The sequence below is a fragment of the Cytobacillus sp. GQ23 genome (assembly GCF_059758675.1).
Genome location: NZ_JCAXER010000022.1, coordinates 61,750 through 80,568, shown reverse-complemented (window position 1 = coordinate 80,568; position 18,819 = coordinate 61,750). Strand labels below are relative to the sequence as shown.

Genomic DNA, 18,819 nt, shown 5'->3' with positions numbered 1-18,819 from the left:
CTTATCCTCCCTGCGTTTCCTTGGCTTTCCATCTATTGAGTACTCTTATCAGGACACCGAGAATCATACCCTTCATTTCTTTATCTATAAAAATGACTAGAACCAATAGAAGAATTTGAATCATAAAGACGATGAAAGAGTGATAATCAGTAAAAAGATTTATACCGGAGGTGCATAAAGCAAAAAATATTAAATAAGGAAATAAGGCTTTTTTTGCAATTATCCAGCGACTAGGATTACAGATCCAAAACCCCAAAAGTGCAATTCCTTCAATTGACGCTCCTGCAATTGCAGCACCGGCTATGCCGTATGAATTACTGAACTGTATATATAAATAGATGCCTGTAATAATGGCTATGGCCTGTATAACAGTTCGGTAAGATTGCAGCCCCCTGGTAGTCAGTCCGTCAGCTAATGCAATATTTATTGCCTGTAAAGTAACCATTAAAGATAAAATTTTTAGCGGAAATGATGCAGCAATCCACATTTCACCGAATAATAAATGAATAACTGCCTCTGGTTTAGCGAACAAAGGAACAGTTATCGCAATACCAGCTAAAGCCATTAGCTTAATAAGAGTGATGTTCTTATGTAAGTGCTCCTCTAGTTGATTATTATTAAATGCCCTGAATAACACTGGGTAGTATGCTCCTGCTACAATAAAAGGGATTTGCTGCAATGCTTGGGGGATACGGTATGCAACTGCAAATATGCCTACTTCACTTAGAGTCAAGGTTTTACCTATAATAAGAGGGCCTAAATGAGGAAGAATGACAAAAAGAAGGCCTCCAAGTGAAAATGATCCAATATTTCGTAATAGTCCCTTATGAAACGAACTTTTCATTCGTATTTGTACGTATTGGCGTACTTTATAAATTCCAAATACTCCAGCTGCCAGGTAAGACAATCCATATAGAGTACAGATAAATAAATGGTTTAAATTAAATATTAATCCAGCAGACAGTGTTAAAACTAAACAAACAGAAGCCACAATGCGGATTAAGCCGCAATAGTGCATTCTCTCAATCATTTGAAAGAATATGGTTCCAATACTTTGCAGAGTAAGGCCAAGCACCATGGGTATAATTAAAAAATAGGAGGTTAAAATAAACTCTTTATTCCACGAATTTGAAAAATGAATGATGGCAAATCCACATATAAAAGAAACAGCAAGTAAAATGATCCTAACCTTCAAATAAGATGAAATTAGAACCGATAGGTCCACATCTTTCTTAGATCCTTCTCTTAACACAATGCTGTTCAGCCCTGAATCTGTTAAATAACCCATAATCATTGCAAAAGCTAATGCAACACTAAACATGCCATAATAATAGGATTGCAAATAATTAGCTAAAATAATTAAAGAAGCAGCATTTAAACTACTCGATAGGGCAGTACTATAAAATAAGTGGAATATATTTTTTCCTATTGTATGTTTCTGAAATTTTTTCAATAGCATAGCCACCCGCGCGTTAGTAGGCATTAACCTGTTTGATAGATAACCCCTAATATTTTGCTGTTTTTCCTTTCTAATTTCATTTTTGCCTTGAAGGCATCATCTTTCTTTGTCTTGTTTTCCTTAAGTACTAATATAGTTCCATCGCAATAACTCGCTAACACTTGAGAATCTGATACAGATAAAATAGGAGGTGCCTCAAAGATAACAACATCGTATTCTGTCCTGCAGCAGCTCGTCATATCCTTGATTTTGCTGGCCACCCATACATCTGATGGATTTAAAGGAATTGGTCCTGCAGGCATTACGAATAAATTATTAATAATTGTCTCTTTACTATTTAGTTGAAGGCTTTCCACATTCCTGACTGCATTCGTAAAGCCACTTTCATTCTTCAACTGAAACCAATGATGGAGTGAAGGGCTGCGAATATTCGCATCAACCAAAAGCACTTTTTTTCCCTGTTCAACAAAAGCAATGGCCAATTTAGAAGATATAATAGATTTCTGTTCCTCCTCATTGGGGGAAGTTACCATTAATAATTGGGATTCATTATCATATAAATGATCTATATAAGTGCTAATCATACGAATTTGCTCTGAACATATTGAATGGCCACTTTGGTGGATCATCTTGGTATATTTTTTTATTTTCTTTTTTTTAAACACCGTTTTGTCTCCCTTCATTATTTTCTAAGGATGCCTGATATTTATTTCCGGATTTATCCTTATACATTCTTTTGCCTTTTTTTAAATTTACCTGTCCCAGGACAGGAAGTCCCAAAGTCATTTCTACTTCGTTAATATTTTTTATTGATTCATCCCAATACTCTCGCCACATGGCAAGTCCCACTCCAAGAAATAGGCCTATTACCAGACCTATTGCGATATTCAATGACAAACTTCCGACAACTTTAATGGATGGATCTGTTTCATTGTCGCTTAATAGCTTTATATCCTGCACATCAAACTGAGCATTCATTTTATTAACAGTTGTTTTGGCAATCGTATTGGCAATTTCTTTGGTTTTCTCCCTATCGTGGCCTCGTACCACTACATTAACTATTTGCGAATCTCGATTGTTTTGGACAGCTAGCTTTTTATCTAGATCATCATCTCCCAAATTAAACTGTTCTTTAACTGAATTTAGTACAACGGGGCTCTTTATAAGGTCTATTGTTGAAGCCAGCAGCATATTTAACTCCTGTGAATCTCCATATTGGCCATCCTTTTTTGTCAGCTTGCCGATAAGTATATTCTCCGTTGCTTCATAGGTAGGCTTTATAACATAAATGGACAGTCCCGAAGTCAGAAGGAAAAGACAAATTACAGTAAAAATAATAGTCAGCCATCTTTTTTTGATTATCCTGAAAAATGTTTTGAGATCTATATGTTCGTTCATGGAAACCTCCAAAACTTTTATGCCTTTAATTGAATTTGGCCCATAGAGGCAACCGTTTCTCTTAACCCATCTATAAAAGAATACCTGGGCTCCCATTTCAGCAATTTAATTGCTTTTTTATTTGATAGACAGCTATGCCTTATATCCCCTTTCCTTTCCTGACCGTAAATTGGCATAATCTCAGAATCTAATAGATAGTTCAACTCGCTTACAATATCTTTTATGGAAGTTTGAGTATTATTACTTATGTTAATTACTTCATTTTCACCATAAAGAATAGCTGCTGCATTTGCTTTGGCAACATCCTTTACAAACACAAAATCTCTTGTCTGGAAACCATCTCCATGAATATTTAATGATTGTCCTGTTATTGCCCTCTTAATGAAAATAGCTACAACTCCGGCTTCACCATTTGTATCCTGCCTCATGCCATAAACATTTGAGTACCGTAAAATCGTGTAAGACAGTCCATACAGTTCTGAAAAAAGCTTAATATAGGATTCAGCATTCAGTTTTGATAAACCATAAAAGGATTTAGGTAATACAGGATGTTCTTCGTCAATTGATAAATAGTTGGGATTTCCATATAATGCAGCTGTGGATGCGAATATAAATTTCTTCGTTTGATGCCTTACACAGGCATTTAAGAGATTGATAGTTCCAATAATATTTGATTCTCCATCTAATTTAGGATGAGTCAATGAATTGGAAACTGACACTTGTGCAGCTTGATGAATTACATAATCCGGTTTTTCCGCCAAGAAAATTGGATCTAAATTGCCGCGTATATCAATATGGTAGAATCTAGCTCCGGCAGGAATATTTAATTCTTGACCAGTTACTAAACTGTCCAAAATAACGACCTCATAATCTTCTTTAATTAGCTCTTCGGCAATGTGGGAACCAATAAACCCTGCTCCTCCTGTTAACAAAACCTTCATTGTTTTCACCTTTCCATTTAAAGAATTTCTTCCCCGAAATGCAGTTAGTCATGACCATTTCTGGAAGAAGACTTGGCCCTAAAAAAAATATATGTAGTCCCAATCATTATATAACCATACTTTTTTACTAACATTTTCAAATAATATCCAGTATCAAACGAGAAAACATAGTCCATTCTAATTATTTTTCACAGGACATAAACAAGAAAAGCTGTCCATAGGATAAGTGGACAGCCTTTCTTCCACTAAAATTTATCTCTCATAGAGCGCTGTGATTGATATCTAATATTAAAGTCCTGCTATATGGTGTTTTAGATAAAAGAAAAGTACCACCAATTTCTCTCTTTCGAAATGCAGTCCCTTGATCTTTAAATGGAATATCTATTAAAAGTTACAGCCTTATGCTGTAACTGGATACTAAATGTCCCGCTGACTTTAACATCTTCAAAATATCTGAATTGCTTCAAACATGCTAAATAAAAAATTGCAAGGTCTGTTTCAGACCTTGCAATTTTTTTACTCTTCCACTCTTTCATCCTTCCCCGCCAGCCAAAAAGCCGCCGCTATAGAACCAGCGATCACGATAAACGGTGCATAAAACATCACAAATTCCGCCATGTTTCTCCCCTCCTATGCATGGTCGTCACGCTTTCCCTGAACATAGTCTTTATTGAAAAGAAACAGCCTGAGCAGCAGATAAAGGGAAGGCAGAAGCAATCCGAATCCTGCTATGAAGGCAATGACCAGCGCGATTGCCATGGCTTCGTTTGTGAAACCATCATAAATCGTCAGGTACGGATAAAGCAGATACGGATAATGCGAGATCCCATAGGCAAAGAAGGCCACAAAGAATTGCCCTGTCAGCAGCCCGAATGCAAGGCCATAGTTTCTTTTCTTCCAAATCAGATAAACCGTCCCTGCAAACAGCAGGAAGGAGATGCCAAACAGCCACCACAGCTCCATTAATCTGCTGAAATGTTCAGGGTTGTGGTCCCTTAGTTCGACAATGATGCCTGTCGCTGTCACGATTGCAGGTACTGCCCATATTAGAGCGTATTTTCTCAGCAGCTCTGTGGCAGGTTCATCGTTTGCTTTATTGGCATACCAGGTCAGGAACACAGCTGATATATATAATACCGCTGCAATACTCAGCACAACTATGCTCCAAGTCAGCGGGCTTGTGAACAATGTCCAATAGTCAAGCTCCAGCCCTGATGAAGTCTCACTAACGAATCCGCCTTCTGAAATGGTCAGGACTATGGATAAGGATGCAGGAATGAAAAGACCTGAAAGCCCATACAGATAGGTCCATCTCTTTTGCTTCAGTCCGCCGTAGGTGGTAAAAGCATAATACGAACCTCGAATGGCAAGCAGGACTACAGCTATGCTTGCCGGCACCAGAAGGATCGTTCCATAATAGTAGGCAGTTTTTGGGAAGAACCCGACAATGCCAACGAAGAAGAAAACCAGGAACACATTTGTAACTTCCCATACCGGAGATAAATACCGCTGTATGATTCGCGTTAAAATATGCTGTTTTCCGCGGAATAGACTGTATGCGTTGAAAAATCCTGCCCCAAAGTCAATAGAAGCAACGATGACATAGCCGAATAGAAACAGCCATAAGACGGAAATTCCAATGATCTCTAATGTCATCGAACCTCACCTTCTTTCTCCAGCTCACGGTCAGCCAATTCCTGTTCGACCGGATTTTTGCGGAACATTCTGGTGAGGACAATGATGCTTCCGATTGCCAGCACGAGATATAAACCTGCAAACAGCAGAAGCATCAGGTCTACCTGGCCGCTTGAAGTGGCAGCATCCTCCGTGCGCATAATCCCCCTGAGAATCCACGGCTGCCGGCCCACTTCCGCAAGCCACCAGCCTGCTTCAATTGCAATAATTGATAACGGCCCGCCCAGAACAATCAGCCAGCGGAACCATTTCGCCGCAACAAAACGCATTTTAAACCAGGTACCCAGGACATAGATGAGTGAAAGTGCCGTCATCCACATTCCTATGGTCACCATGAGGTCAAATAAATAATGGATATAAAGCGGCGGAATTTCATCTTCCGGAAATTGATCGAGTCCAATTACTTCTGCATTCGGATTGCTGTGAGCAAGAATGCTGAGTGCATATGGAATTTTAATTGCATATTTCACTTCACCGTCATCGAGAACCCCATATAGCATTAACGGTGCCCCTTCTTCTGTTTCAAAATGCCACTCAGCAGCAGCCAGTTTTTCAGGCTGGTATTCAGCAAGATATTTTCCTGAGAAGTCACCAATTACAGCTGTAGCGATCGAGAAAATCAATCCAATTTTCATTGTAAGCATCAATGCCTTTTTATGATAAATATGATTTGATCCTTTCAAAAGGCGATAAGCACCTATTGATGCCAGAACAAATGCTGAAGTCATATAGGCAGTGGACAGCACATGCGCAACTTTCGTCGGCATGGCAGGCGTGAACATCGCCAGGACCGGGTTAATATTAACAAGCTGGCCATTCACAACATCAAAGCCCTGCGGCGCGTTCATAAAAGCATTTACAATTGTAATGAAAATAGCTGAAAAAGATGCCCCTATTGCGACCGGGATTAATAAAAGCAAATGCTTCTTCTGATTCTCAAACCGATCCCATGTATAAAGATAGATCCCGAGGAAAATAGCCTCAAAGAAAAAAGCAAATGTCTCCATAAACAGAGGCAGCGCAATGACATTGCCTGCAAGTTCCATAAAGTTAGGCCACAGCAATGAGAGCTGGAGCCCGATGGCAGTGCCGGTAACAACTCCGACAGCCACTGTAATGACAAAGCCTCTCGTCCACCTTCTAGCGAGCAGAATATAATGTTCATCCTGCTTTTTGATTCCCACCCATTGCGCAATCATAATCATGAGCGGGATGCCGACACCGATGGTTGCGTAAATGATATGGAAGGATAATGTCAGCTCTGTTAAGACACGGCTGAAAAAAACTGATTCTTCATTTCCCATTTAACATTCTCCTTTTCCTATCCTGCAAAAATGCGTCCAATAAAAGAAAGCCCCATAATGATGGCCACTGTAAAAGCAAGCCACATCAAAATGCGTTCCTGTTTTTTATACATTCACTCACTCCTCTTGATTGCTCATTACATCACATTATTCCATTGTTTTGAAGGAAAAGCTGTGACGCTAAACCAACATTTATATGGGGAAAGTATGAAATCATATGTATTTTCTTTTATAGCTTCCTATTCCCTCTAGTAAAGCAATTAAAACGAAAAGGACATTGGAATTTGCCAATGCCAAGTTTCATTCAGGTTATTTTATCTAACTTCCAGAATAACTACTTATCCGCTGATTCTGGCGCATTTACCATCCTGCTTCTTGCCATCAATAATGTGATCCCTTCATTACTACACTACATAAACCTTTGGGTAGAGGGAGCTTTTTAGCAAGCAATTACTTTATTAAAGGAACTGCAAGGTTAACACTTTAGGCTTGTCCTAATACCCAGCCTTTTAATATTAATCTGTTCAACCCCTTTAAGTTTATACTTTTTTTGCCAATAATAATCCCGGTGTATACACACCGGGCAAGAGTTATATATTTTTTACTGCCGTTTCTGGATCTTCATCGCCTGATACCAGGTCGAATGCGCGCCTATAGGTATTTTCTTGATTCAGCACAGCATAAAGGGTTTTAGCTACATCTTCACGGGGAATGAAGCCCCGTTCCAGGTTTTCCGCTGCTTTAATATGGCCGGTTCCCGGGTCATTTGTCAGACCGCCCGGGCGTACGATCGTGTAGTTCAAGCTGCTGTTTTCCAAAATTCTGTCGGCATAATGCTTCGCCACGAAATAAGGCTTGATCGTTTCACTCCACTTATCGCGATTATTTGCCTGGATAGCGCTGACCATTATAAACCGGTCTACACCAGCCTTCTCCGCCGCTTCAATTGCTTTTGCCGCTCCGTCAAGGTCAATCAGAAGAGTTTTGTCATAGCCTGTATTTCCGCCTGAACCTGCACTAAATACAATTGCATCACATCCTTTGGCTGCTTCAGCCAATTCATCTACTGTTCCTTCAAGGCTTGCTACTGCCGTTTCCACACCCATATCTTCAAACTGCGGGACCTGTTCTTCTTTTCTGACCATTGCTCTTGCTGTATGCTTACCCCCATCTTTGATAAGCTTTACCAGCAGCTTTCCAATTTGTCCGTTTGCTCCGACAATAAGAACTTTCATGTATAATCTGCCCCTTTCTGAACTAGTGGCCTTTATTATTTCAAAAGAAAAATGCATTATCAAATGAACTGTTTAGGGGCCAAAACGAATAATCCTCTTTTTATAAAGAGCCGCAATTGTATTCATAATGAATACAGGAATCTTTTTTGGAAAATATTTCTTTCTATAAAATTTATAGAATGCATGCTTCAAGTCGTCCCATTGTGTGCATTTTTTCGTTCGCTTAAAACGGGCAACATCAATGATTTTAATACACCCATCCCCTGTAAGAATAATGTTGCGCAAGTGAATATCCGAAGGATTTAGCCCACTCTCCCTCGCGATATCTAAGGCTTCATCAACTTGTCTTATTATCTCCTCTTTTATTGGTACCCCCTGCGCAAGACACTCAAACAGAGTCAGCCCCTGCACATAATCAATTACAATATAGTTATCTCCAGATCCATAGAAAGAGGGATAGTATGAATGATCAGGCAGTTCCCTGTAGACCTCCGCTTCATCCCTGGCTATTCCTTTAGATTCCGGAAAGAAGACTTTTATTGCATAATTGGTTTCCTTAATCCTAAAAGCAAAGGCACTTCTCCCTGCCCCTATAAATTCCAGCCTGTCGTCCTTTTCAAGAAGTCTGGTCCCATTAAGGCGTCTGGAAAATTTCACACTGTCTGCAAGCTGTTGATACAGTTTCATTAATAAACCTCCCTGTTCCAGACTCTCCTAAAAAATAAAAGGCACTGAACCATTTATTGGTCTCAGCGCCTTTAAAACAAAAGAGACCTTACCAAATAAATGGTAAAGGTCTCGCAAGCAACATCTGTTGCCAGCAGAGCCGGAGATTTATCATCTCGTATTGACGACTCTACTTGAAAGCTACTCCCCTTTAGGAAGAATCCGAACTATGCTGTTAGTTTTATTATATGTTTCATTCATATATTAGTCAAATAAATGGGCCGCGGAAATTATCCTTTTAAATGGAGCTGGAAAGCTGCCGGATGGGATAATCCGTGGGATCCGAGACGTTCGCCTCAATGCCGATTAGCGTAAAATTATTATTCTGCTCTTTTATCATGATAGCTGGGCAATGTAAAGAGGGACCAAGAAGTGATACCTTATAAAGTCACTGTGTTTACATGCCAAATTAGAGGGTAAACAATATCCGTCCTAAATTTCTTGTTTAATAATTGCCGTTTTTATCGTTTAAATTGTAAAGACTTCGGGTAACATAATTGTAACATTACAAATAAATAAAAATTAACTAACTGCCTGTTAATCCTTTATATCCCTAAAGGAGGGAGTCATCATGGATTTTGAACACGAGGCTGTCATACTCAAGAGAGAACTCTCCCTTCTCATGGATGAATATGAAAGGTGCGAGATTGACGACGTGAAAAACGAAATATCCAAAGATATTCAACTGCTGAGCCGTGCAATAGACGATATACTTAATTAAGTATATTCCTGGCATGGCTTTTTTTATATTCTAAATTTCCCGTTTTTTAACGCCCATGTTTTTAGGAGTGATGTTTTATGTCTCAGCACATTTATTACAGTTTCATCCGTCTTCCCTTAGTAATCAGGATTCTCTTAATTGCCCTGTTGGTGATCTTTCTTTTTGGAGGAATAGTACATATTATCGAGCCCTCCTCCTTTCCGACCTTTTTTGATGGAATTTGGTGGGCTGTAGTTACAGCTTCCACCGTCGGATTTGGAGATTTATATCCGAAAAGCACTGGCGGGCGCATTATAGGAATTGCGCTTATTTTTACGGGAGCGGGCTTTCTGTCTACATATTTTATTTCACTTGCAACAGCCGCGGTTACCCGGCAGAATGACTTTCTGGAAGGAAAAGTTGGATATCGGGGCAAGGATCATATTGTTGTGATCGGCTGGAATGAACGTGCACGGGAGATCGTTAACGCACTCGGGGGTGATGGGATGAATCATTCCATTGCTTTAATCGATGAAACATTAAAATCTAATCCTGTTCCCTACAACAACGTACATTTTATTCAGGGTCGCGCTAACAGAGATGATGTCCTTATAAAAGCAAATGTTTTTGACGCGCAAAAAGTCATCATTACAGCAGATCAAAACAAAGATGAATTACATGCTGATATGAATTCAATTCTAACCTTACTGGCAATCAAAGGACTGAATCGAGATGTTCAATGCATCGTGGAAATATTAACGTCTGAACAGGCAGCTAATGCAAAAAGAGCGGGTGCTGATGAAATTGTCCAGACGAATGTGCTCACAAGCTTTGTTATGATCAACAGCGTTTCATCCCAGGAGCTTGTAACTTCTTTTCTTGATCTGCTCGGACAGCTTGATAAACGGAAATTAACGTTTCAGCCTGCATCCGAGGAAGTGGAAAATAAAACATTTGCAGAACTTAGTGCAGAGCTTATGGGAGAGGGCATTCTCCTTTTAGGTGTGAAAAGAGGGGAGGAAACCCTTGTTAATCCCCCCCAGCCATTTAAAATCCTTCAGCAGGACCAGCTGATTGTAATTCTTGGTTAATCTCTTAATAAAAGGGATTCCAGTTCTTCGACAAGTGCTTTGCCGAGATCAATGAATTCTTCCGGAAAACTGGCGTCTTTATCCACAGGCTCCGAGAATTGATCAAAGGACGCACTGAAATTTCCGGTATAGGCGTGGTCATCCAGGCCACGCTGGTATTTATGGGAAAGTAAAAATGGCCTGCCTATCTCCACCGTACAGCTTGGATCATCAAGCTGCCCATCAACTGCTTTAAAAGGCACCCTTAAAAACTGGTACCCCACCTCATCATCAATTTTATAGTCAAAAGAACCGTGGTCATAATCCCAGTTCCCTCCGATCGAATAGCCAATCGGCTTCAAAGCCTGCTCCAGCTTATATAAATCAAAATGCTTTCCTTCCACTTTTGAAGGTATCTCAATCACTGAATCCATCCCCTTTTACGCTTTTTGCTTAGTTTCTCCAAAGCGAGGGATATCATGAATACTTAGAGTTAGATATTTCGCGGTTATTTGTAAAAATTCACAATATAGGTAAAGTTTCGCTGAAATATTAAATTCTTCGCAGTTAAGCTGCATTTTTGTCTTTGGAAAGCAACTATTCGATGTGCCTTCAATCAGTTGATAATCTTTTTCAGCCCCGCTCTAACAAACACGCCAGTGTCTTCCTTAATGTAACTTCTGAGGATACGACTTTCCGCCTTATGTCAGCAATGCCCAGTTCAGGCACAAAAAAGGCAGAATTTATTTTCTCCAATAAAAAACGCCCACCCGCAGGCAGACGCTTCTCATACTTACTTCAATCTCTTTTCAAGTTCTGCTTTTTTCTCTTCAAATCCTGGTTTTCCTAAAAGGGCAAACATGTTCACTTTGTATGCTTCAACACCCGGCTGGTCAAATGGATTCACTCCCAGAAGATAGCCGCTCATTGCACATGCTTTCTCAAAGAAGTAAACCAGATAGCCAAATGTATAGGCATCCATTTTCGGAATGGAAACGATCAGGTTTGGCACCCCGCCGTCTGTATGTGCAAGCATAGTTCCTTCAAAGGCTTTATTATTCACAAAATCAACAGTCTCACCAGCAAGATAGTTCAGACCATCAAGATCATTTTCTGCCTTTTCAATGGTAAGTTCATGGCGCGCTTCTTCCACTTTGATAACCGTTTCAAAAAGGTCACGGCGGCCTTCCTGCACATACTGGCCTAATGAATGTAGATCAGTGGAGAAGTTGGCTGAAGAAGGAAAAATTCCTTTCTGGTCCTTTCCTTCACTTTCTCCGAACAGCTGCTTCCACCACTCTGCAAAATATTGAAGGCCTGGTTCATAGTTAATCAGCATTTCAATCGTTTTTCCTTTGTTATAAAGAACATTGCGGACAGCAGCGTACTGATAGGCTGCGTTCTCCTGAAGCTCAGATTTGCTGAAGTCTTCTCGTGCCTGTGCTGCACCGCTCATCATATCTTCAATATTTGCACCGCTGACAGCTATCGGCAAAAGGCCTACTGCTGTAAGAACAGAATAGCGGCCTCCCACATCATCAGGAATAATAAATGACTCGTAGCCCTCTTCTGCCGCAAGAGTTTTTAAAGCACCTCTCGTTTTGTCAGTCGTAGCATAGATTCGTTTACGCGCTTCCTCTGCACCATATTTTTCCTCAAGCATTTTGCGGAAAATACGGAAAGCCAATGCTGGTTCAGTTGTGGTGCCTGATTTAGAAATCACGTTGATAGACCAATCTTTTCCATCAAGGAGATCCATTAGATCCTTCATGTATGAAGAGCTGATATTGTTGCCGGCAAATAATACCTGCGGAGTTTTGCGCTTTTCTTTTGGAAGTGCATTATAGAAGCTGTGCTGCAGCATTTCAATAGCGGCACGTGCTCCAAGATAGGAGCCTCCAATTCCAATGACAATAAGAACATCGGAATCATTCTTAATTTTCTCGGCTGCTTTTTGAATGCGTAAGAACTCTTCTTTATCGTAGTTTGATGGCAGATCGATCCAGCCTAAATAGTCGCTGCCTGCTCCAGTTTGTTCATGAAGGGAGTGGTGAGCAACCTTTACGGCATCCTGCAGATATGTAATTTCATGTTCGCCAAAAAAAGGAAGTGCTTTTGAGTAATCAAAACGAACGTGTGTCATGAATGTCCTCCAATTTTTCTCAAATTTAAACAGCTGTGCTGTTATCTCTATTCCACTTTAACTAAAGCCCCAAAGTTAATCAAGAATCATCCTATATTGTAAGCGTGTCCAATTTTGACATATTTTTTACCCATAAAGATGATTGTCATTTCCCGCGAAAAGTGTCAAAGGACCCCGCTAAAGGCGGGGTCTAATATCTGAATGTTACAGGGAAGCCCGGTAGATTGAAACTACGTCAGCATGATTCAATTTCGCAAAATTGCCAAATTCTCCATTGACAGTCGCTTTATCTGCCATCAATTCGATCTGGCTGTCATCGATGTCATAATCAGCCAGGCGGGAAGGCGCCCCAATGCTGTTCCAGAATTCACGAAGCTTTCCGATTCCTTCAAGTGCTGTCTCTTCATCCGTTTTTCCTGCCTGATCCACATTAAATACACGGACAGCCAGCTGCTTAAAGCGTTCTGGCTTCACTTTTAGATTATGCTTCATCCAGTTCGGGAACAGAATGGCAAGGCCGCCGCCATGAGGAATATCGTAAACAGCCGATACAGCATGCTCGATATTATGCGTTGCCCAGTCTCCTCGATATCCCATATTCAAAATACCATTCAAAGCCATTGTGCCGGAATATAAAATGGCTGCTCTATGCTCATAGCTTTCGAGGTCTTTAAGAAGCTTAGGAGCTGCCTCCATTATGGTAATCAGCAGTGATTCACACATGCGATCCTGAAAATCAGTATTTTCCTCAAGATGGAAATAATGCTCCAGCACATGGGACATCATATCGACAATTCCATACACCGTTTGATTTCTTGGCACTGTAAACGTATTAACAGGATCAAGAATTGAGAATTTAGGAAAAGTCACAGGACTGCCCCATCCGTATTTTTCATTGGTTTCCCAATTTGTAATAACAGATCCGGCATTCATTTCAGAACCGGTAGCAGCTAATGTAAGAACCGTTCCAAACGGCAGAGCTTCTGCCGCAAATGTTTTCTTGATAACCAGATCCCAGGCATCGCCATCATATTTAGCACCGGCAGCAATAGCCTTGGTGCAATCGATTACACTCCCTCCGCCAACAGCAAGCAGGAAGTCGATGCCTTCATTTTTACAAATTTCAACACCTTTGCGAACGGTGGAAATTCTTGGGTTAGGTTCAACACCTGCCAATTCAAAAACTTCAGCACCGATTTCAGTTAGCTCAGCCATCACTTTATCATATAAACCATTACGCTTAATGCTTCCTCCCCCATATACAACAAGCACTTTCTTGCCGTACTGAGGAATTTCAGTCTGCAATTGGGACAGCTGATCTTTCCCAAAAATTAATTTAGTCGGATTATAAAAGGTAAAATTTTGCACATCACCATCTCCTTTTCCCAATCATTATCTTTCAAACTTCCAGCTAATGCAAAAAGTATGTTCGTCTATCCTTCATTATGGCCCTTTACGAATAGTACAATGAATATTTTTTATTTACGTGCAGCAACATAATAGTGAACCTATACTACTAAGGAGGAAACATCATGAGTGGCATTCAGCGTATTGCACTGGTTCTTACAATTATTGGAGCTATTAACTGGGGGTTAATCGGATTCTTCCAATTTGATCTTGTGGCAGCTATCTTTGGCGGCCAGGATTCAGCCCTTTCAAGAATCATATATGGTCTGGTGGGCATCGCTGGCCTAATTAACCTTGGCCTTCTCTTCAAACCAAACGAAGAAATGGAAAGAGAACCTGAAGCAAGGCCATCGCGTTAATATATGCAAAAAATCCTTGCACATATTGTGCAAGGATTTTTTAATCGAAATTTTTACCCTGTTAACAGAATTACACCCAGCCTCTGAAGCGGGATGCTTCAGACATTTTTCTTGCTCCAGCCATGTAGGCTGCAAGACGCATATTTACTTTTCTTTGCTGTGAAGTCTGGTAAACATTATCAAAAGCCTGTACAAGCACTTTTTTCAGCTTATCTGTAACTTCCTCTTCAGTCCAATAATACCCTTGGTTGTTCTGCACCCATTCGAAATAGGATACAGTTACACCGCCTGAGCTTGCCAAAACATCTGGAACAAGCAGGATTCCCCGGTCTGAAAGAATTTTTGTAGCTTCAAGAGTGGTTGGACCGTTTGCTGCCTCTACAATGATGGGTGCCTTAATATTATGGGCATTTGCAGCAGTAATCTGATTGGATACGGCCGCAGGAACGAGGATATCGCAGTCCAGTTCAAGCAATTCTTCGTTTGTCAATGTGTTATCAAACAGGGTTGTTACCGTTCCAAAGCTATCGCGTCTATCCAGAAGATAATCAATATCCAATCCATTCGGATCATATAGAGCACCATAAGCATCTGAAATAGCGACTACTTTAGCTCCTGCATCATACATGAATTTAGCCAGGAAGCTTCCTGCATTTCCAAATCCCTGAACTGCCACACGGGCTCCTTCAATAGAAATGCCCCGCTTTTTTGCAGCTTCTTCAATGCAGATCACTACACCCTGTGCCGTTGCCTTTTCCCTTCCTTGCGACCCGCCGAGAACAAGCGGTTTGCCAGTAATGAATCCAGGAGAATCATACTCCCGGAGGCGGCTGTATTCATCCATCATCCAGGCCATGATCTGTGAATTCGTATAAACATCTGGAGCAGGTATATCCTTTGTAGGGCCAACGATTTGGCTGATTGCCCTTACATACCCCCGGCTTAAGCGTTCCAGTTCACCCATTGACATGGAACGGGGATCACAAATGATTCCGCCTTTACCTCCTCCATATGGAAGATCCACAATTCCGCACTTCAAACTCATCCACATGGATAAAGCTTTTACTTCATCCTCATTTACTTCAGGATGAAAACGGACACCGCCCTTTGTCGGTCCTACCGCATCATTATGCTGTGATCTGTAGCCTGTAAAAATTTTTATTGACCCGTCATCCATTCGTATTGGAATCCTTACCGTGAGCATCCTCAGCGGCTCTTTCAGCAGCTCATACATTTCATCTGCATAACCGAGCTTGTTCAAGGCCTCCTTGATCACAACTTGGGTTGAAGTAAATAAATTTAAAGACTCTTCGATTTTTTGTTCAGCTTCTTTACCAGCTACTCCTGCAGCTCCCATCATGGCACCTCTTGATTTTAATATTTAGGAAAATGAAGCAATATTCCATAACCAGCCCTGCATCACAAAATTTAGATACAGAGCCGACTTTCTAAAAAATAAATCAGCTTAATACTTTATTGATTCTTTCAATTGCCCAATCAAGCTCTTCCTCAGAAATAACTAAAGGAGGGGCAAAACGAATAACCGTGTCATGCGTTTCTTTGCAGAGCAATCCTTGTTCTTTAAGCTCTTCACAATATTTGCGTGCCGGTTCATTCAGCTCGACACCGATAAATAAGCCGCGGCCGCGCACTTCTTTAATGACAGGATTATTAATTTCTTTCAATTTGTTCATGAAATATTCGCCCAATTGAAGGGACCGTTCTGCAAGCTTTTCTTCAACCAATACATTCATGGAAGCAACCGATACGGCACAAGCCATTGGGTTTCCTCCAAAGGTTGAACCATGTGAACCAGGATTGAATACCCCAAGAACATCTTTATTCGCAACCACACAGGAAATCGGGAATACTCCTCCTCCAAGCGCTTTTCCTAAAATGTACATGTCAGGATCTACATCTTCCCATTCACATGCAAACATTTTTCCGGAACGCGCAAGTCCAGCCTGAATTTCATCTGCAATGAATAATACATTGTTCTCCTTACAAGTTTCATATGCTTTTTTCAGGAATCCTTCGGGAGGAATCACAATGCCAGCTTCACCCTGGATTGGCTCAATTAAAAAAGCGGCCGTATTTTCAGTGATCGCATCTTTAAGAGCATCCAGATCTCCGTAAGGAATCAGCTTAATGCCAGGAAGCATAGGTCCGAAACCCTGCTTATATTCTTCTTCAGAAGAAAGCGAAACCGCTGTCATTGTGCGGCCATGGAAGTTACCTACACAAGCAATGATCTCTGCCTGATTATCTGCCACCCCTTTTACATCATAAGCCCAGCGGCGCACAGCTTTTATTGCCGTTTCAACCGCTTCCGCACCTGTATTCATCGGAAGTGCCATTTCTTTATTTGTCAGTTTGCAAATCATTTCATACCATGGCCCCAACTGATCGTTATGGAAAGCACGGGAAGTTAGCGTTACGCGGTCCGCCTGATCCTTCAGCGCCTGGATAATTTTTGGATGGCGGTGCCCCTGATTTACTGCTGAATAGGCACTAAGCATATCCATATATTTATTTCCTTCAGGATCTTCCACCCAAACACCTTCCGCTTTTGAAATAACGATTGGAAGCGGGTGATAGTTGTTTGCCCCGTATTTTTCAGTTTGTTCGATAAGTGAATGTGTTTTTGTCGCTTCAGTCAATTAAAATTCCTCCTTTTTCAGAATAGTCCTTTTTATTGTAACGTTAAGCTATCCTACTTTAAACTATTTAAGGTTTTAGCATGCACGGGATATGAAATATCCCGCGCATGCCCGCAAGTCTTAATACATTTCAGAAGTAGTCTTCGCCTGCATATGCAGAAGAATGTAGTCAGGTCCGCCCGCTTTAGAGTCAGTTCCTGACATGTTGAATCCGCCGAATGGCTGGTATCCAACGATCGCACCTGTACAGCCGCGGTTGAAGTATAGGTTTCCTACATGAAAATCCTCGCGCGCTTTTTGGATGTGTTCGCGATTCTGTGTGATCACAGCTCCTGTTAAGCCGTACTCTGTGTTGTTCGCTATTTCAAGCGCATGGTCGAAATCTTTTGCTTTTGTGAAACCAACAACTGGACCAAAGATCTCTTCCTGCATAAGGCGTGCATCCGGTGCAAGGTCAGCAAATACAGTCGGCTTGATGAAGAAGCCTGTTGAGCTGTCTCCTTCTCCGCCTGTCATCAGCTTGCCTTCTTCTTTACCGATTTCGATGTAGCTCATGATCTTATCAAATGCAGCCTGGTCAATAACTGGACCCATGTAATTGCTCTGGTCTTCCGGGTTGCCCTGCGTTAATTCATTTGTCAGTTCCACCACACGGTTAAGAACCTGATCATAAACATCTTCTACTAAAACGGCACGTGAACATGCAGAGCACTTCTGGCCGGAGAAGCCGAAAGCAGATGCCACGATGGAAGTTGCAGCCAATTCAAGGTCTGCTTCTTTGTCGACAACGATGGTGTCCTTGCCGCCCATTTCCGCGATGACACGCTTCAGCCAGATTTGGCCTTCATTTAACTTGGAAGCTCGCTCGTTGATGCGAAGTCCCACGTCGCGTGAACCTGTGAAGGAGATAAAGCGGGTATCTTTATGGTCAACCAGGTAGTCGCCCACTTCTGCCCCGCTGCCCGGCACGAAGTTTAGAACGCCCTTCGGAAGTCCTGCTTCTTCCATCACTTCTACGAATTTCGCAGCCACAACCGGTGTAGTGGAAGCTGGTTTTAATAGAACAGTGTTTCCTGCCACGATTGCGGCAACAGTAGTGCCGGCCATGATCGCAAGCGGGAAATTCCAAGGGGAGATGATGATGCCCACTCCCAATGGAATGTAGTCATAACGGTTATATTCGTTTGGACGGCTGTTAACTGGAACACCGTCTTTAATTTTTAAGATCTGGCGTGCATAGTACTCAAGGAAGTCAATCGCTTCCGCAGTATCAGCATCTGCCTCATTCCAAGGCTTACCTGCTTCCTTTGTTAAAAGGGCAGAAAACTCATGCTTGCGGCGGCGGATAATCGCAGCAGCTTTGAATAAAACATCTGCACGTGTTTCCGGCTTCACTTTTCTCCATGTTTTGAATGCTTCCACAGCAGCCTGCATCGCTTTTTCCGCAAGCTCGCGGTTTGCCTTTGAAACACGGCCAACTACTTCTTCTTTATTAGAAGGATTGATGGATACAATTTTATCTTCAGTAGAGATTCTTTCTCCGCCTATTAATAGATCATAGTCCTGTCCTAAATAGCTTTCGACTGTTTTTAATCCCTGTAAGTATGCTTCGCGGTTATCTTCTTCCTTAAAGTTTGTGAAAGGTTCATGTTTGTACGTCTGTACCATGAAGTCATCCTCCTTTTGTCTTTTCATATTCATCCGCTCATATATAATGCAAGA

The 18,819-nt window shown here is 41.3% G+C and carries 18 protein-coding genes; 3 read left to right on the top strand and 15 right to left on the bottom strand.

Going from position 1 to position 18,819, the window contains the following annotated elements:
• Window position 1 precedes the first annotated feature (1 nt).
• The 9 genes from AC6CHU_RS18280 to AC6CHU_RS18240 all read right to left on the bottom strand — a co-directional run bounded on the left by AC6CHU_RS18280 (window position 2) and on the right by AC6CHU_RS18240 (window position 8,719).
• On the bottom strand, window positions 2–1,453 hold the full coding sequence (locus tag AC6CHU_RS18280; RefSeq protein ID WP_498122563.1) for an oligosaccharide flippase family protein: 1,452 nt from the start codon (window positions 1,451–1,453) through the stop codon (window positions 2–4).
• A 29-nt stretch (window positions 1,454–1,482) separates the two neighbouring features.
• Entirely contained in the window at window positions 1,483–2,124 is a 642-nt protein-coding gene (locus AC6CHU_RS18275) for a CpsD/CapB family tyrosine-protein kinase (RefSeq protein ID WP_251284859.1), read from the bottom strand.
• Window positions 2,117–2,857 carry a YveK family protein gene (locus AC6CHU_RS18270; RefSeq protein WP_251284858.1) on the bottom strand — a complete coding sequence of 247 codons (741 nt, stop codon included), beginning with the start codon at window positions 2,855–2,857 and terminating at the stop codon, window positions 2,117–2,119. Before AC6CHU_RS18270 ends, AC6CHU_RS18275 begins: the two co-directional genes overlap by 8 nt.
• A gap of 17 nt (window positions 2,858–2,874) precedes the next feature.
• Window positions 2,875–3,798 (bottom strand): NAD-dependent epimerase/dehydratase family protein, encoded by a 924-nt coding sequence (locus tag AC6CHU_RS18265; protein ID WP_251284857.1) that lies wholly within the window; start codon window positions 3,796–3,798, stop codon window positions 2,875–2,877.
• A 516-nt stretch (window positions 3,799–4,314) separates the two neighbouring features.
• Window positions 4,315–4,416: a cytochrome bd oxidase small subunit CydS family protein gene (gene cydS / locus AC6CHU_RS18260; RefSeq protein ID WP_396399520.1), complete on the bottom strand. Its 102-nt coding sequence runs from the start codon at window positions 4,414–4,416 to the stop codon at window positions 4,315–4,317.
• A 12-nt stretch (window positions 4,417–4,428) separates the two neighbouring features.
• Window positions 4,429–5,454, bottom strand: coding sequence for a cytochrome d ubiquinol oxidase subunit II (locus tag AC6CHU_RS18255; protein ID WP_251284856.1), 1,026 nt, complete (start codon window positions 5,452–5,454; stop codon window positions 4,429–4,431).
• Window positions 5,451–6,797 carry a cytochrome ubiquinol oxidase subunit I gene (locus AC6CHU_RS18250; protein WP_159871151.1) on the bottom strand — a complete coding sequence of 449 codons (1,347 nt, stop codon included), beginning with the start codon at window positions 6,795–6,797 and terminating at the stop codon, window positions 5,451–5,453. The genes AC6CHU_RS18255 and AC6CHU_RS18250 overlap by 4 nt, the downstream gene beginning before the upstream one ends.
• Window positions 6,798–7,387: 590 nt before the next feature.
• Entirely contained in the window at window positions 7,388–8,032 is a 645-nt protein-coding gene (locus AC6CHU_RS18245) for an SDR family oxidoreductase (RefSeq protein ID WP_159871154.1), read from the bottom strand.
• Window positions 8,033–8,104: 72 nt separating this feature from the next.
• Complete coding sequence (locus tag AC6CHU_RS18240) at window positions 8,105–8,719, bottom strand: protein kinase family protein (protein WP_159871157.1); 615 nt, start codon at window positions 8,717–8,719, stop codon at window positions 8,105–8,107.
• A gap of 610 nt (window positions 8,720–9,329) precedes the next feature.
• Here AC6CHU_RS18240 and AC6CHU_RS18235 point away from each other — a divergent pair.
• Together AC6CHU_RS18235 and AC6CHU_RS18230 are read left to right on the top strand one after the other, a co-directional pair.
• Window positions 9,330–9,479: a hypothetical protein gene (locus tag AC6CHU_RS18235; RefSeq protein WP_175609186.1), complete on the top strand. Its 150-nt coding sequence runs from the start codon at window positions 9,330–9,332 to the stop codon at window positions 9,477–9,479.
• Between the two features lie 77 nt (window positions 9,480–9,556).
• On the top strand, window positions 9,557–10,549 hold the full coding sequence (locus AC6CHU_RS18230; protein WP_159871160.1) for a potassium channel family protein: 993 nt from the start codon (window positions 9,557–9,559) through the stop codon (window positions 10,547–10,549).
• On the opposite strand, the gene AC6CHU_RS18225 is transcribed toward AC6CHU_RS18230, so the two are convergent.
• The 3 genes from AC6CHU_RS18225 to AC6CHU_RS18215 all read right to left on the bottom strand — a co-directional run bounded on the left by AC6CHU_RS18225 (window position 10,546) and on the right by AC6CHU_RS18215 (window position 14,039).
• Window positions 10,546–10,953, bottom strand: a complete 408-nt coding sequence (locus tag AC6CHU_RS18225; RefSeq protein ID WP_159871163.1) for a YugN-like family protein — start codon at window positions 10,951–10,953, stop codon at window positions 10,546–10,548. The genes AC6CHU_RS18230 and AC6CHU_RS18225 overlap by 4 nt on opposite strands.
• A 368-nt stretch (window positions 10,954–11,321) precedes the next feature.
• Window positions 11,322–12,671, bottom strand: coding sequence for a glucose-6-phosphate isomerase (locus AC6CHU_RS18220; RefSeq protein ID WP_498122562.1), 1,350 nt, complete (start codon window positions 12,669–12,671; stop codon window positions 11,322–11,324).
• A 204-nt stretch (window positions 12,672–12,875) separates the two neighbouring features.
• Window positions 12,876–14,039, bottom strand: coding sequence for an iron-containing alcohol dehydrogenase (locus AC6CHU_RS18215; protein WP_498122561.1), 1,164 nt, complete (start codon window positions 14,037–14,039; stop codon window positions 12,876–12,878).
• Window positions 14,040–14,203: 164 nt separating this feature from the next.
• Between AC6CHU_RS18215 and AC6CHU_RS18210 the strand changes: the two genes are divergently transcribed.
• Complete coding sequence (locus AC6CHU_RS18210; protein ID WP_251284855.1) at window positions 14,204–14,437, top strand: DUF378 domain-containing protein; 234 nt, start codon at window positions 14,204–14,206, stop codon at window positions 14,435–14,437.
• A gap of 70 nt (window positions 14,438–14,507) precedes the next feature.
• Here AC6CHU_RS18210 and AC6CHU_RS18205 read toward each other — a convergent pair whose 3' ends face one another.
• From AC6CHU_RS18205 to pruA, 3 genes are all read right to left on the bottom strand, one after another.
• The gene (locus tag AC6CHU_RS18205; RefSeq protein ID WP_159871181.1) at window positions 14,508–15,794 is read right to left on the bottom strand and encodes a Glu/Leu/Phe/Val family dehydrogenase; all 1,287 of its coding nucleotides are present in this window, start codon (window positions 15,792–15,794) and stop codon (window positions 14,508–14,510) included.
• Window positions 15,795–15,897: 103 nt separating this feature from the next.
• Window positions 15,898–17,097, bottom strand: a complete 1,200-nt coding sequence (locus tag AC6CHU_RS18200) for an ornithine--oxo-acid transaminase (RefSeq protein ID WP_498122560.1) — start codon at window positions 17,095–17,097, stop codon at window positions 15,898–15,900.
• A gap of 120 nt (window positions 17,098–17,217) precedes the next feature.
• Window positions 17,218–18,765, bottom strand: coding sequence for an L-glutamate gamma-semialdehyde dehydrogenase (gene pruA / locus AC6CHU_RS18195; RefSeq protein ID WP_498122559.1), 1,548 nt, complete (start codon window positions 18,763–18,765; stop codon window positions 17,218–17,220).
• Between the last annotated feature and the right edge of the window lie 54 nt (window positions 18,766–18,819).

Excerpts from the sequence above, each read along its gene's own strand:
- AC6CHU_RS18270 (WP_251284858.1), bottom strand. The coding sequence starts at position 2,857 with ATGAACGAACATATAGATCTCAAAACATTTTTCAGGATAATCAAAAAA.
- AC6CHU_RS18265 (WP_251284857.1), bottom strand. The coding sequence starts at position 3,798 with ATGAAGGTTTTGTTAACAGGAGGAGCAGGGTTTATTGGTTCCCACATT.
- cydS (WP_396399520.1), bottom strand. The coding sequence starts at position 4,416 with ATGGCGGAATTTGTGATGTTTTATGCACCGTTTATCGTGATCGCTGGT.
- AC6CHU_RS18255 (WP_251284856.1), bottom strand. The coding sequence starts at position 5,454 with ATGACATTAGAGATCATTGGAATTTCCGTCTTATGGCTGTTTCTATTC.
- AC6CHU_RS18250 (WP_159871151.1), bottom strand. The coding sequence starts at position 6,797 with ATGGGAAATGAAGAATCAGTTTTTTTCAGCCGTGTCTTAACAGAGCTG.
- AC6CHU_RS18245 (WP_159871154.1), bottom strand. The coding sequence starts at position 8,032 with ATGAAAGTTCTTATTGTCGGAGCAAACGGACAAATTGGAAAGCTGCTG.
- AC6CHU_RS18240 (WP_159871157.1), bottom strand. The coding sequence starts at position 8,719 with ATGAAACTGTATCAACAGCTTGCAGACAGTGTGAAATTTTCCAGACGC.
- AC6CHU_RS18235 (WP_175609186.1), top strand. The coding sequence starts at position 9,330 with ATGGATTTTGAACACGAGGCTGTCATACTCAAGAGAGAACTCTCCCTT.
- AC6CHU_RS18230 (WP_159871160.1), top strand. The coding sequence starts at position 9,557 with ATGTCTCAGCACATTTATTACAGTTTCATCCGTCTTCCCTTAGTAATC.
- AC6CHU_RS18220 (WP_498122562.1), bottom strand. The coding sequence starts at position 12,671 with ATGACACACGTTCGTTTTGATTACTCAAAAGCACTTCCTTTTTTTGGC.
- AC6CHU_RS18210 (WP_251284855.1), top strand. The coding sequence starts at position 14,204 with ATGAGTGGCATTCAGCGTATTGCACTGGTTCTTACAATTATTGGAGCT.
- AC6CHU_RS18205 (WP_159871181.1), bottom strand. The coding sequence starts at position 15,794 with ATGGGAGCTGCAGGAGTAGCTGGTAAAGAAGCTGAACAAAAAATCGAA.
- pruA (WP_498122559.1), bottom strand. The coding sequence starts at position 18,765 with ATGGTACAGACGTACAAACATGAACCTTTCACAAACTTTAAGGAAGAA.